Origin of the sequence: Ornithinimicrobium sp. (assembly GCF_030537745.1) — a bacterium.
Taxonomy (GTDB): Bacteria; Actinomycetota; Actinomycetes; order Actinomycetales; family Dermatophilaceae; genus Ornithinicoccus.
In genome coordinates, this window is the sequence record NZ_JAUNVI010000066.1 from 1 (window position 1) to 13,725 (window position 13,725).

Annotated in this window: 10 protein-coding genes; 6 read left to right on the plus strand and 4 right to left on the minus strand. The window is 68.5% G+C overall.

From position 1 onward, the window contains the following. Window positions 1-122: 122 nt before the first annotated feature. The gene (locus Q4P07_RS12025) at window positions 123-1,403 is read right to left on the minus strand and encodes a DUF4032 domain-containing protein (RefSeq protein WP_303375155.1); all 1,281 of its coding nucleotides are present in this window, start codon (window positions 1,401-1,403) and stop codon (window positions 123-125) included. Window positions 1,404-1,522: 119 nt separating this feature from the next. Then, window positions 1,523-2,608 carry an ABC transporter ATP-binding protein gene (locus tag Q4P07_RS12030; RefSeq protein WP_303375156.1) on the minus strand — a complete coding sequence of 362 codons (1,086 nt, stop codon included), beginning with the start codon at window positions 2,606-2,608 and terminating at the stop codon, window positions 1,523-1,525. A 313-nt stretch (window positions 2,609-2,921) separates the two neighbouring features. Between Q4P07_RS12030 and Q4P07_RS12035 the strand changes: the two genes are divergently transcribed. The 4 genes from Q4P07_RS12035 (at window position 2,922) to Q4P07_RS12050 (ending at window position 8,039) form a co-directional block, all read left to right on the plus strand. Further along, entirely contained in the window at window positions 2,922-4,265 is a 1,344-nt protein-coding gene (locus Q4P07_RS12035; protein ID WP_303375157.1) for a maltose ABC transporter substrate-binding protein, read from the plus strand. A gap of 146 nt (window positions 4,266-4,411) precedes the next feature. After that, window positions 4,412-6,079 (plus strand): ABC transporter permease subunit, encoded by a 1,668-nt coding sequence (locus Q4P07_RS12040; protein WP_303375158.1) that lies wholly within the window; start codon window positions 4,412-4,414, stop codon window positions 6,077-6,079. Between the two features lie 2 nt (window positions 6,080-6,081). Next, window positions 6,082-7,020, plus strand: a complete 939-nt coding sequence (locus tag Q4P07_RS12045; RefSeq protein WP_303375159.1) for a sugar ABC transporter permease — start codon at window positions 6,082-6,084, stop codon at window positions 7,018-7,020. Beyond that, complete coding sequence (locus Q4P07_RS12050) at window positions 7,020-8,039, plus strand: LacI family DNA-binding transcriptional regulator (RefSeq protein WP_303375160.1); 1,020 nt, start codon at window positions 7,020-7,022, stop codon at window positions 8,037-8,039. The genes Q4P07_RS12045 and Q4P07_RS12050 overlap by 1 nt, the downstream gene beginning before the upstream one ends. A gap of 103 nt (window positions 8,040-8,142) precedes the next feature. On the opposite strand, the gene otsB is transcribed toward Q4P07_RS12050, so the two are convergent. Together otsB and Q4P07_RS12060 are read right to left on the minus strand one after the other, a co-directional pair. After that, window positions 8,143-8,937: a trehalose-phosphatase gene (gene otsB / locus Q4P07_RS12055; RefSeq protein ID WP_303375161.1), complete on the minus strand. Its 795-nt coding sequence runs from the start codon at window positions 8,935-8,937 to the stop codon at window positions 8,143-8,145. Beyond that, entirely contained in the window at window positions 8,934-10,406 is a 1,473-nt protein-coding gene (locus Q4P07_RS12060) for a trehalose-6-phosphate synthase (protein ID WP_303375162.1), read from the minus strand. Before Q4P07_RS12060 ends, otsB begins: the two co-directional genes overlap by 4 nt. 107 nt (window positions 10,407-10,513) lie before the next feature. Between Q4P07_RS12060 and Q4P07_RS12065 the strand changes: the two genes are divergently transcribed. Further along, window positions 10,514-12,352 (plus strand): serine/threonine-protein kinase, encoded by a 1,839-nt coding sequence (locus Q4P07_RS12065; protein ID WP_303375163.1) that lies wholly within the window; start codon window positions 10,514-10,516, stop codon window positions 12,350-12,352. Between the two features lie 169 nt (window positions 12,353-12,521). Further along, window positions 12,522-13,562, plus strand: a complete 1,041-nt coding sequence (locus Q4P07_RS12070; protein WP_303375164.1) for a transglycosylase family protein — start codon at window positions 12,522-12,524, stop codon at window positions 13,560-13,562. Window positions 13,563-13,725 lie beyond the last annotated feature (163 nt).

A 13,725-nucleotide genomic window follows, 5' to 3' on the forward strand; every position in this document is an offset into this window, starting at 1 on the left:
GGCGGGCGTTCCTGCCACTCCGGACGGGCGGCCCTGCCACTCCGGACGGACGGTCGGGACGCGGCTGCAACCTATCCGCCTGGGGGACTTTCACGCAGCCCGACGCCACTTCTCCATAGCGGTCAGTCGATCGGGTGCTGGGCAGCGAGGCGGTCAACCGCCTCCAGCACAGCGTGGATCGGGATCTCCTCGGTGTCGACACCGACTACGGCCACCTCGTCGGGCCGGCTGGGCAGCACGGTCGCGACATAGTCTCGGACGGCGTCATCGATATTCATGTCGTGGCCGGCGCGCTCGGACAGATACCACCGGTGCTCGAGGATCTCGTGAAAAAGCTCGGCGGGCTCGAGCTTGGCGCGCAGCTCGCGGGGGACGGTGCGCGTCATCGGCTCGTAGACCCGGGAAAGCCAGTCGTGGGCGACCAGCTCCTCGTCGTCGCCCTGCCGGTCGGTGGCGGCACGATAGGAGTCGAGGTCGTTGAGCAGGCGACGGGCCTGGTTTTCCTCGACGTCAAGGCCGGTCAGCCGCATGAGACGACGCGAGTGGTGTCCGGCGTCGACGACCTTGGGCTCAATGCGGATGTGGGTGCCGTCCAGGTCAGTGCTCATCTCTAGTTCACCGACGTCGAAGCCGAGGTTGTTGAGCCGGCGGATCCGTTCCTCAACCTTCCAGCGGTCACCGCGCTCAAACCGCTCCTCTCCGGTGAGCTCGTCCCACAGCAGGTCATAGCGATGCATCAGGAGGTCGGCGATCTCGACAGGGTCCTCGCCCTCGGCCAGACGCCCGCCGGCCTCGAGGTCCATCAGCTCTCCGGCGATGTTGCCATGGGCGATGAAGAGGTCGTGCTCGCGCTGCCCGGGGGAAAGTTGCGGGTGCAACTCGGCGGTCTCGGCATCGACGAGATAGGCCGCGAAGTCGCCGGCATCCCGGCGGAAGAGGGTGTTGGACAGGGACACATCTCCCCAGAAGCAGCCGGCCAGGTGCAGGCGGACGAGCAGGACAGCGAGCGCGTCGAGGGTGCGGCGAGCAGTGTCGGGGCGCAGCCGCTGGGAGAAGACCGCACGGTAGGGCAGGGAGAACCTCAGGTGCCGGGTGACCAAGCAAGCATCCAGTGGTGATCCGTCGCTGGCCACGCGACCGGAGACGACGGCCAGCGGCTGCACGGTCGGCTGGCCGAGGCGGCGCAGGTTGCGCAGGGTCTGAAACTCCCGCCGTGCCAGCGGCTCGCTGATCTCCTTGACCGCGATGACGTGCCCAGATAGCTTGACGAAGCGGACGACGTGGCGGGAGATGCCGCGGGGCAAGGCCGCCAGGTGCTCTGGCGGCCATTCCTCCAGCGGGACGTCCCACGGCAGGTCCAGCATCGCTGGATCTGGACGGATCGTGGTGAAGTCGAGCGGCATGACCCCAGCCTAGGTCGGTCCAGCCTCCGTCGTATGCAGCGTGGCCGCCTTCCGACCGCCGCACGACCAAGGCCGCCTGCCGGGTCGGCAGGCGGCCTTCGCCGGTATGACGTGGAGAGTCAGCCGCTGATGCGCTCGCCAGTCTGGGAGTTGAAGATGTGGAGGTGGTCGCCGTTGGGCTGGAAGTGAATGACCTCGCCCTTCCGCGGCGGGGTGCGGCCGTCGACGCGCGCGATGAACGGCTTGTCGATGGCCTCCGAGCCGGGCAGCTGGCCGTAGATGTAGGCGTCCGCACCGAGTTCTTCGACGACGGCGACCTCGATCGGCAGACCGCGACCGGAGTCGTTGAGCTCCAGGTCTTCGGGACGGACGCCGATGACGACCTCGTTGCCGGAGGCCTTGGCGAGGATGGCGCGATCGACGGGGTGGGTGTAGTCGCCCAGGCGGACGCCGCCATCGGTCACCGGCACCGTCATTAGGTTCATGGCGGGCGAGCCGATGAAACCGGCGACGAAGACGTTGACCGGGTGGTCATACATGTGCCGCGGGGCGTCGCACTGCTGCAGGATGCCGTCCTTGAGGACCGCGACGCGGTCACCCATCGTCATGGCCTCCACTTGGTCGTGGGTGACGTAGACCGTGGTGACGCCGAGGCGGCGCTGCAGTGACGCGATCTGGGTGCGGGTCTGCACGCGCAGCTTGGCGTCCAAGTTCGACAGCGGCTCATCCATCAGGAAGACCTGCGGCTGGCGCACGATGGCGCGTCCCATAGCGACGCGCTGACGCTGACCGCCAGAGAGCGCCTTCGGCTTGCGCTCGAGGTAATCCGACAGGTCGAGGATCTTGGCGGCCTCCTCCACGCGCGTGCGGATGTCGGCCTTGGACTTGCCGGCGATCTTGAGGGCGAAGCCCATGTTGTCGGCCACGGTCATGTGCGGGTAGAGGGCGTAGTTCTGGAAGACCATCGCCACGTCGCGGTCCTTGGGCGGCAGGTTGGTGACATCGCGGTCGCCGATGAGGATGCGACCGCCGTTCACCTCTTCCAGGCCCGCGAGCATGCGGAGGGAGGTCGACTTGCCGCAGCCGGACGGGCCGACGAAGACGAGGAACTCGCCGTCTTCGATGTCGATGCTGAGGGCGTCCACCGCGGGGCTGTCTGACCCTGGGTAGACGCGGGTGGCCTGGTCAAAGGTCACAGTTGCCATGGTGATGCCTTCCTTCACCGGCAGGTACGTGCCGGACGATCCGTTGTAAAGGAACCCCGCGGCGACGCCGTGGAGCCAGCCACCGAAGGCGCGCGCTGGGACCACAAGACAACATGGATCAGGGCGACGCTGCCGGTGACAAGGTCACGCTAGCAGATCGGTCGCGCCGCTCTGCAAGATCTTGCAGAAACCTGAGAGAATCTGCATACTGAGCTTTCACCACCACGACGTGCGGCTCCATCCTGCTGTGCGTCAGCGCGGGCGAGGCGACACTCGCACGTCCCCGGGCACACCACGGTTCGAAGGAGAACTCATGAAGCGCACCACCGGCGCCATTGCTGTCAGCGGGGTGGCCGCCCTGCTGCTCACCGCCTGCGGCGGAGGCACGACTGACACCCCAGCCGCTCCGATGACGACCGACACCATGTCGGAGACGGGCGACGCTGCGCAGGAGAGCTCCGCGGCACCAGCCGACGACAGCTCCGCGACGTCCGGAGAGGCTGCTCCGGCCGCCAGCGACGGCAGCAGCCTCGTCATCTGGGCCGACGACCTGCGCGCCGCTGCCCTGCAGAAGCACGCCAAGGAGTTCGAGGCAGAGACCGGCGTGCCGGTCAAGATCCAGGTCGTGGCCAACGAGAAGCTGCGTGAGCAGTTCAAGGACTCCGTCGGCGCCGACGCCGGTCCGGACATTGCCGTCGGCGCGCACGACTGGCTGGGCGAGCTCGTCCAGAACAACGTCGTGGCCCCGGTGCAGATGGCCGCGGACGTCCAGTCCGGCTTCAACCCCGAGTCGATCGAGGCCGTGACCTACGAAGGCCAGACCTACGGCGTCCCCTACGCCGTGGAGTCCATCGCGCTCATCCGCAACACCGCGCTCGCGCCGGAGACGCCGGCCTCAATGGAGGACCTCGTCGCCCAGGGCAAGAAGCTTGTCGAAGACGGCAAGACCGAGCTGATCATGACGCAGGAAGTGGGCAAGGAAGGCAACGCCTACTCCCTCTACCCCTACCTCGCGGCCTACGGCGGCGGCATCTTCCCGCTCCTGGACGCGGGCGGCTTCGACGGCACCAAGGTGATCATCGACTCCCCTGAGAGCATCAAGGGTGGCGAGAAGATCAGCTGGCTCGCCAAGGAGAAGGCGCTGTCCACCAACCAGGACGGCTCCAACGTGATCCCGCTGTTCACCGAGGGCAAGGCGGCCTTCATGGTCTCTGGTCCGTGGGCGATCCAGCAGATCAAGGACGCGGGCATCGACTACGCGATCGAGCCCATCCCGGACTTTGAGGACGGTGGCGAAACCACCCCGTTCCTGGGAGTTCAGACCTTCTACGTCTCCGCCAAGAGCAAGAACCCGCAGATCGCCCAGACCTTCGTGCAGGAGTTCGTCTCCAAGCCCGAGGTCCAGATCTCGCTCTTCGAGGCAGGCGACCGCCCGCCGGCCCTCACGGCGGCCTATGAGCAGGTCGCCAAGGACAACGCCGACATCCAGGCCTGGGGCGAGGCCGCCGCTGGCGGCACCCCGATGCCCAACATCCCGCAGATGAACTCGGTCTGGGGCCCGTTGGGCAAGGCTGAGGCTGACATCGTCTCTGGCGATGCCGCCGCGGACCGCCTCAAGACCGCGCAGTCCGAGGTCGAGGCAGCGCTCAAGCAGTGACCCGCTGATCCTTCCCGGGGCGGGCGCATCCCGCCCGCCCCGGGGAGAGGTCCGGTATGGCGTACGACGGCTCGTCGTGCGCCATACCTGGATCGTCCCACCCACCCGGGCCACCTGGCCCCTGCGCCCAACCCGGAGAGACGCCGATGTCCTCGACCCTCACGCCGCCGCCGACCGATGTGTCCGGCGGTGAGACGTTCAGGACGCCACTGTGGGTCCACGTGGTCAAGTGGGCCGTCATCGGCCTGACTGTCCTCGGACTGGGCTGGGCGGCCCAGCTCGCGATCGCCAGCGGTGCCTGGCTGGTGGTTATTGTGATCGCCTTCATCGCGATGGCGGTGCTCGTCGTCTACTCCACGCGCCACTTCATCCCGATGAAGTACCTGCTGCCGGGCCTGATCCTGCTGCTGCTCTTCCAGATGTGGCCGATCATCTACACCGTCGGGACCGCCTTCACCAACTACGGCGACGGGCACACGCTGACCAAGGAAGAGGCGATCGACGCCATCCAGGCGCAGTCGGTGCGGCAGTCGCCGGACGCCCCGCGCTACGGGATGTCGGTCGCAGTGCCAAAGGATGCGCCGATCGAGACGGGTGAGCTGACCCTCCTGCTGAGCACCAGCGCCGAGGGCGGGGCCGCGGAGCTCGAGTCGACGGGCGAGAGCGCGGCGACCGATGCCGGCAACGTGCTGCCGGACGGCACCCAGGTCTTCGTCGGCACCGAGAAGGGCCTGAAGCCGCTGCCTGCCGAGGGCGTGGCGCTGCGCAGCAACGGCACCATCGAGGCGGCGCCTGGCTATCGGGTGCTCAATCTGATGGAGGCCAACAAGCGCGGCCAGGAGCTGACCACCTTTGCTGTCCCGGTCGGTGACCAGGGCGCGGGGATCAAGGTAGCCACCACCACCCAGGCCTTCGTCGGCCGACCGACCATCTCCTACGACGCGGCCACCGACACGATGACCACCGTCGAGGGCAAGCGTTACGTCGCCAAGCACGCCAACTTCGTCCCGGAGGACGGGCAGGGCCAGCAACTGACCGCAGGGTGGAAGGAAAACGTCGGCTTCGACAACTTCACCACCATCTTCACCGACCCTGGCTTCCGCACCGGCTTCCTGAAGATCTTCCTGTGGAATCTCGCGTTCCCGCTCATCACCGTGGTGAGCACCTTTGCGCTCGGTATGTTGCTCGCGCTCCTGTTTAACGATCCCCGGCTCAAGGGCAAGGGCTTCTACCGCTCGCTCATGGTGCTGCCCTACGCACTGCCGATCTTCGTGACTGGCATCATCTGGGCCTCGATGTTCAACCAGCAGTTCGGGCTGATCAACAACCTGACCGGGCTCAACATCGACTGGCTCGGTGATCCCTGGGCGGCCCGCCTGGCGTTGATCATCACGAACCTGTGGCTCGGCTTCCCTTACATGTTCCTCATCTGCACCGGCGCCCTGCAGTCCATCCCTCAGGACGTCAAGGAGGCCGCGGCGGTCGACGGCGCGGGCCCGATCCGGACCCTGTGGTCGGTCATCACTCCGCTGCTGCTGGTGGCGGTCGGACCGCTGTTGGTGGCCAGCTATGCCTTCAACTTCAACAACTTCACGCTGGTCTACCTGGTCACCGGCGGTGGCCCCTTCGACAAGGCCAACAGCTTGATCGGCAACACCGACCTGCTGATCAACTTCGCCTACCGACTGGCGCTGGAGGCGGGCACTCCAAACATCGGTCTGGCCTCGGCCGTCAGCATCGTGATCTTCATGCTCGTCGGAGTGATCAGCTATATCGGCTTCCGCCAGTCCGCCGCTCTTGAGGACGTGAACTAACCATGACGCAGCAGCCGCAACTCGAGGGCGGCCTGGCCGCTACCGGCCCGGCCACGCCAGATCCGGCCCGCAAGGCGCCCACGCAGTCCAGCGTGTCCCGTCCCAAGACCGGCGTCTGGTGGCGCCACCTGCTCGCGATCATCGTGGTCATCTGGGCGCTCTTCCCGGTGATGTTCATCGTCTCGGCAGCCCTGAACCCGGCCGGCACGCTCAACGCGAGCGACCCCATACCCAGGCAGTTCTCCACCAAGAACTTCAACGATCTCTTCGCGTCGACGACCTTCCCCTACTGGACCTGGTTCAAGAACTCCCTGCTCATCGCCGGTCTCGGGACCATCTTCACGGTGTTCATCGCTGCGGCGGCCGCCTACGCGTTTTCGCGCTTGCGTTGGATGGGTCGCCGGCCCGGCCTGATGGCCCTGCTGCTCGCCCAGATGTTCCCGGCGCTGCTCGCCTTCCCCGCCCTCTATTTGATGTTCCTCAACCTGGGCAACTCGCTGCCGAGCATCGGCCTGAACACCCTCGGCGGGCTGCTCCTGGTCTACCTCGGCGGTGCGATGGGCGCCAACGTCTGGCTGCTCAAGGGCTATTTCGACACTATCCCCGCAGAGCTGGACGAGGCTGCCAAGATGGATGGAGCCAGCCACGCCCGGATCTTCTTCACGATGACCCTGCGCCTGGTGACCCCCATCCTGGCCACCGTCGGCATCCTCGCCTTCGTCGGCCTGTGGGGAGAGTTCATGCTGGCCAGCATCTTCTTGCTCGACCAGGACGTGCGCACCCTCGGCGTCGGTCTCTACTCCCTCAACCTGGCCGACAAGAACAAGTACTTCGGCATGTTCTCAGCAGGCGCGCTCATCGCCTCGATCCCGCCGGTGCTGGTCTACCTGAGCCTGCAGAAGCAACTGATCGGTGGGCTCACCACCGGCTCAGTGAAGTAATGGCGGCGCCGCGCGGACGACTTGCAGACCTGGCGAACTACGCCGGGGTCAGCGAGGCCACGGTCAGCCGGGTCCTCAACGACAAGCCGGGCGTGGCGACCGGGACCAGGCAGTTGGTGCTGACCGCGCTCGATGTCCTCGGTTACGAGCGTCCCAGCCGGCTGCGCCGCAGCAGCGCAGGCCTGATCGGGCTGGTGCTTCCCGAGCTGACCAACCCGGTCTTCCCGATGTTTGCGCAGACCGTGGAGACCCAGCTGGCGGGTGCCAACTTCACGCCGGTGCTGTGCACCCAGACGCCCGGCGGGGTGCACGAGGACGAATACGTCCAGATGCTGCTGGCCCGCGGCGTCTCCGGGATCATCTTCGTCAGCGGACTCCATGCCGACACCAGCGCGGGCATCGAGCGCTATGTCGCGCTGCGTGAGCGTGGTCTTCCGATAGCCCTGGTTAACGGCTTCCGCACGGGCATCGACGCCACTTTTGCCAGCCACGACGACAAGGCCGGGATGCAGATCGCCGTGCGGCACCTGCGCAATCTCGGTCACACCAAGATCGGCTTCGCGACGGGGCCGGCCCGCTATGTCCCCGTCCAACGGCGGATCGAGGGCTTTCGCTCCGCGATGAGCGACGGCCCGCAGGTCGACCTGGACAGCCTCATCTGCACGACGATCTTCTCTGTCGAGGGCGGTGCGGCCGGGGCCAAGCAGCTCGTCGCGTCGGGTGCGACCGCGATCATCGCCGGCTCGGACGTGATGGCGCTCGGGATGTTGCGACAGGCCACCCAGCTGGGCTTGCGGGTGCCGGAGGACCTCTCCGTCATCGGTGGAGACGACGTGCCCTTCATGGGGTTCGTCGACCCCGGGCTCACCACGGTCCGGATGGACGTGCAGGGCCTGGCGCACGCCGCCGTCACCGCGGTGCTGGCCGAGATTGCCGGGGAGGTGGTCGAGCACCGGGAGTACATTTTCGCCCCCGAGCTCATCCTGCGTCGCTCCACGACCAAGGCCCCCGCGCGCTGAGGGGTGGCCCCGTCCGTCTTTGTGGGCACGTGCGAGTTGCGGTATTGCACGACTTTCACGTGCCCACGACCCCGACCAGGAACCCGACCAGGCACACGACCAGTTAGGTCGCTCGCCGGCTCTCCAGGAGGGCCTGCAGCACCCGGACCAGGCCCGGCTCGTCGGCCACCCGGAACTGCGCCTGGGTGTCCCCGTCGCCGACCCGCACGGTGAGTCGTCGCGCGGCGCGCTCGCGGTCGGGGTCGTCGGTCAGGGCGACAAAGCCGTGCTCGTCGGTGACATCGTCGCCGGCGTAGAAGACCGCGTCGACACCCAGGTCCTGCGCGAGCGCGACCAGCGCTGCGCCCTTGCCGACGTGCGCGACAGCCAGCTCGACGACCTCCTTGCCGGGGGTCACGACCAGGTCGGTATGCCGATCGCCCAGGGCGGTGGCCTGCGCCAGGGCGGCGGCGCTGACCTCGGGTGCCAGGCCGCGAGTGTGGATGACGCGCCCGGCAGGCTTCTCCTCGACGCGCGCCCCGGGGTGGGCTGCGACCAGGTCGGCAGCCTCGGTGTCCAGCGTCGCCAGCAGGTCTCGCTGCGCGGGCGTCAGCGCCAGCCCGTCCGGACGCCTGGAGTCCTCGACGCCGTGCGAGCCGATGAGGAGCAAGGGGTCCTGGGCGCCGGAGAGTTGGCGCAGCGGCCCGATGGCCCGCCCAGAGACCAGGGCGACCACGGTGCCTGGGAGGTCAGCCAGCGCGGTGAGCGTCTCCATACCTCCCTGGACCGGACGCGAGTCCATCGGATCGAGCACCAAGGGTGCCAGCGCGCCGTCGAAGTCGGTGGCGACCAGCACGGTGGGGAGCGCCGCGAAGGCCTCGACCGCGGACGTGAGGCCGGAGGTGGGGGAGGCGGTCATGACTGTCCCTCCTGACGGTGGCGCCGTTGGGTCGGCTTTCCCGGTGCGGCCGCGAGCGCGCGTAGGAAAGCATCTGCCCACGCCTGCACGTCATTGGTGCTGACCCGGCGGCGCATCGAGGACATCCGCCGCCGCTTCTTGGCGGGATCGTCACGGATGGCCCGCAAGATGGTGTTCTTCAGCCCGGTGATGTCGTGGGGATTGCAGAGGTAGGCGTTGCGCAGTTCCTCGGCCGCCCCGGTGAACTCGCTGAGCACCAGCGCGCCACCACCGTCGTGGCGTGCGGTGACGTACTCCTTGGCGACGAGGTTCATGCCGTCGCGCAACGGCGTGACCAGCATGACGTCCGCGGCTTGGAAGAGCGCCGCCATCTCCTCGCGCGGGTAGGACTGATGCAGGTAGTGGACTGCGGTGTCGCCCAGGTGGGAGAAGTCGCCGTTGATGCGCCCGACGGTGCCCTCGATCTGCTCACGCAGGGTGCGGTAGGCCTCCACGCGCTCACGGCTCGGCGTGGCCACCTGCACGAAGGTGACGTCTGGCGGAGCGATCTCTCCGTCGGCGAAAAGCTCACCGATGGCACGCAGCCGGTGCCGGATCCCCTTCGTGTAGTCGAGGCGATCCACGCCCAGCAGCACGATCTCGGGGTTGCCGAGGGACTCGCGGATCGCCACCGCACGCTCCCGCACCGCTGGCGTCATAGCGAGCTCGCGAAAACCCGCGGCGTCGATGGAGATCGGCACCGAGGCAGCACGCGCCTGTCGTGGCGCTGCACCCAGCAGGTCGTCGTCGGAGCCTTGCCACTGGACGACGTCACCCCGGACGGTGGCGCCCAGCGCGGAGCGGCACGAGCGCATGAAGTTGCGGGCGTCGTCGGGGCGCTGGAAGCCGAGAAAGTCGGCGCCGAGGAGGCCGCGCAGGATCTGGGCTCGCCACGGGAGCTGGGCGAAGAGCTCGACCGGCGGGAACGGGATGTGGTTGAACCAGCCGATCCGCAGGTCGGGCCGCCGCTCCCGAAGGAGGGCAGGGACCAGCTGGAGCTGATAGTCGTGCACCCACACGGTGGCGCCCGGGGCCGCGACCTCGGCGATCGCGTCGGCGAAGCGGTCGTTGACCAGGCGGTAGGCGTGCCACCACGTCCGGTGAAAGCTCGGCGGCACGATGACGTCGTGGTAGAGCGGCCAGAGCGTGTCGTTGGAAAAACCCTCGTAGAAGTCGGTCAACTCCTGCGCGGACAGCGGCACCGGATGCAGTCGCAGGGCGCCGTCGTCAAAAGGCTCGGGCGCCTCGCCGGGGAAGCCCGCCCACCCGACCCAGGCCGCCTCGCGGTCGCGCATGACGGACTCCATGGCGGTCACCAGCCCGCCGGGGCTGGTCTGCCACGTCGTGGTGCCGTCCGGTGCGACGTGCCGGTCGACGGGAAGGCGGTTGGCGGCGATGACGAAGTCGAAGGTCGTCGTGGAGGAAACCATGTCTGTCCCTTGATCGTTGTCCTGACCACCAGCCTAGGCGGGTGCACCCGGGCGCGCCCGCGCGCACCTAGGTGACCCCTAGCAGGAGACCGCATACCGTGGAGTCCGTGACCACCGAACCGTCCCGCACCACCAGCACAGACGCGACGCGTCCGGTGCCGGTGGTCGTGCCGCGCCGACTCGGCGACTATGAGCTGGGTGAGCGGCTGGGGGAGGGTGGCATGGGCGTCGTCTGGCGCGCCACCTCCAGCAACGGCCGGGAAGTCGCGATCAAGGTGCTCCGTGAGCACATCGCCCACGACGAGCACGCGCGGGCGCGGCTGCGCCGTGAGGTGCACACGCTGGCCCGCGTCCACCACCCTCGGATCGCGTCCGTGATCGACGCCGACGTCGACGGGCCGGCGCCCTACATCGTCACTGAATACGTCCCCGGACGTCCGTTGGACCAGGTGGTCGCCGACCGCGGCCCGATCCGCGGGGAGGCATTGCTGCGGCTCGGCCGTGGGCTGGGGGAGGCGCTGCACGCGATCCACGGGGCCGGGATCGTGCACCGCGATCTCAAACCCGGCAATGTGCTCATGGTCGGCGACGGCGGCGATCCGGTCGTGATCGACTTTGGCATCGCCCAGGTTGCCGACGACGTGCGCCTGACGATGACTGGCATGGTCATGGGAACTCCGGGCTATCTGTCGCCGGAGGTCGTCGAGGGCGGGCAGGTCAGCGAAGCCACCGATTGGTGGGGCTGGGCGGCGACTCTGGCGTATGCCGTCAGCGGCCAGCCTCCCTTTGGCCGGGGACCGCTCACCGTCGTGCTCGACAGGGTCCTGCGGGGACGTCTGCAGCTCGAAGGTGTCGACCCGATGCTCGTGCCGTTGCTCACGGCGGCGCTCGACCCTGATCCGTTGCGCCGACCGACGGAGACGCAGGTGCTGGACGGTCTGGAACGCTATGCCCGCCGCGAGGATGTCACCGGCGCCCTGCCCGTCTGGATGCACGGCCCCGACCCTGACCGGACGACCGTGGCGCCGCAGCGCGGACTCGACCGGACGATGGTCGCGCCAGCAGTGCAGGCTGTGCCGACGGGGCAGCCGGGGGAGGCCGGTCGGCCAGTGCGGGCTTGGGAGGCCGGTCGGCCAGCACAGGCTGGGCAGAGCGATCGGCCAGCGCAGGCTGGGCAGTCCGGTCACCCACAGTGGCATGGCCCCGGGGTGTCCGCGCGCGATCCCTCCCCGGCCCCCTTCGCGGAGGTGGGTGGACCGGCTGGTGAGGTCTCGCCATACCCCGAGGGCAGTGTGGTGCCCCGGCAGCCCGGCGAGCCGGGCGGCCCCGACCCCAGGATCGGGCGGAGCGCCCGACGCGGCACTCTGGTCGGGCTGCTGGTGGCCTTCGTCGGGTTGGCGACCACTGCGCCCCTGCTGGCGTGGGGCCTTTATGCGGTGTGGGAGATCCTCACCCGGACGGTGGATCGCAGCCTGACCGGGCTGGTCCTGCGGCGTCATGTGGCCGGACGTCGACGTAGCGACGTGCCGGTGCTGGTGCTGGCCAGCCCGTGGCACCTCGTCGTCGCGGCCCTGGGCTCGGTGCTCTCCCTGATCCTGCCGCTGGGGCTGGCCGCGCTGGTGGCGTTCGTCGTCTCCGGTGCCGTCACGACCTCTGAGGTGATGCTCCCCGTCCGTCCCGACCATCCGCTGGCCATTGGGATCGGCTCGCTGATCGGCGCGTGGGTCGGCTGGTGGGGACTCGGGTCGACCTCGCTGCGTCGCGGCTCGAGGACGGTGCTGCGCAGCGTGGTGCCGCAAGGCGCGGCCACCGTGGCGGTCATCACCTTGTGCGTCGTCGGGGGTGCGGCGCTCGCGGTGTGGAGCTATCTGGACGGTGGGGCCGTGTCGTGGTGGCCGATGGGGCCGGACTTCGATCCGAGGCAGTGGCTGCCGTTCGGGCTCTGAGGCTTTGCCCCGCGTGCTCCTCGACCAGTGAGTCTGGTCACATCTGCTTCCGTGTCGTGGCGGCATCCACTAGCGTGAGCGGGCTTGTCCCAGACACCACACGCGTCCCTGCAGCATCATGAGCGGTGGGGTGCCTGATCGTCGTCCCGCTGCCGAAAGGACCTGACAGATGTCCTCATCTGCCCTCCACCGCACCCGTCGAGGCTCCGGCCTGCGACGAGTGGGCACCGCAGCCCTGGCTGGTGCCGCGTCGCTGGCCACCTTCGGGCCGGCGGCCCAGCCGGCGGCGGCCGCGGAGGCCAACGTGTGGGACCGCGTCGCCGACTGCGAGTCCAGCGGCAACTGGGCTATCAACACCGGCAACGGCTTCTATGGAGGGCTGCAGTTCTGGCACCCGACGTGGACGAGCTTCGGTGGTCAGGAGTTTGCGCCCTACGCCCACCAGGCGACCAAGGTCCAGCAGATCACCATCGGCCAGCGGGTGCTGAAGGTGCAGGGTCCCGGTGCCTGGCCGGTCTGCTCGGTCCGCGCTGGTCTGACGATGTCCAACGGCCTCGCGCCCTACCCCGGCCAGGACCAGCCGGCACCGACGCCCGGCACGAGTGGCACCTGGTATGTCTCCGCGACGCCGGGGGCCAACATCCGCTCGGGGCCGAGCACGTCGTATGCCGTCGTCGGGTCCGCAGCGACCGGCACCAAGATCACCGGCACGATGAGCAACGGCTGGGTCAAGATCTCCGACGGCCGCTACATCAGCGGCGCCACCCTGACCACGAGTGCCCCGGCACCCACTCCGGCACCGACCCCGCCGAGCACGGGGGGCACCTGGTGGGTCGCCTCGAGCGTCGGGGCCAACATCCGCTCCGGCCCCGGCACCAACTACAGCGTCGTCGGCGGCGCTGCGCAGGGCACCAAGATCACCGGCTCCCTGAGCAACGGCTGGGTCAAGATCCAGGAGGGCCGTTGGATCGCGCAAGCCACCCTCACGACGACCGCGCCGGGCGGCACGACCCCGACGGTGGCAGACACCTGGAAGGTGTCAGCGACCCTGGGCGCCAACATCCGGTCCGGCCCGGGCACAAACTACTCCGTCATCGGCGGGGCCGCGCACGGCACCGCGGTCACGGGGACGCTCAACAGCAACGGCTGGGTCAAGTTGGCCGACCGTGACGGCTGGATCTCCGCGGGCATCCTGACCAAGACGTCCTGAGCGGGCGCCACTGCGGCTCCTCGGCGGGCTTGGTGGCGGTGCTTGGTGGATGAGCGGCGGATCGCCTGGTCTGGCCTAGACTCGTCAGGCCGTCCGGCTCGGGCGTGTGCTGGCGTGGCGCAATTGGTAGCGCACCTGTCTTGTAAACAGGGGGTTGAGGGTT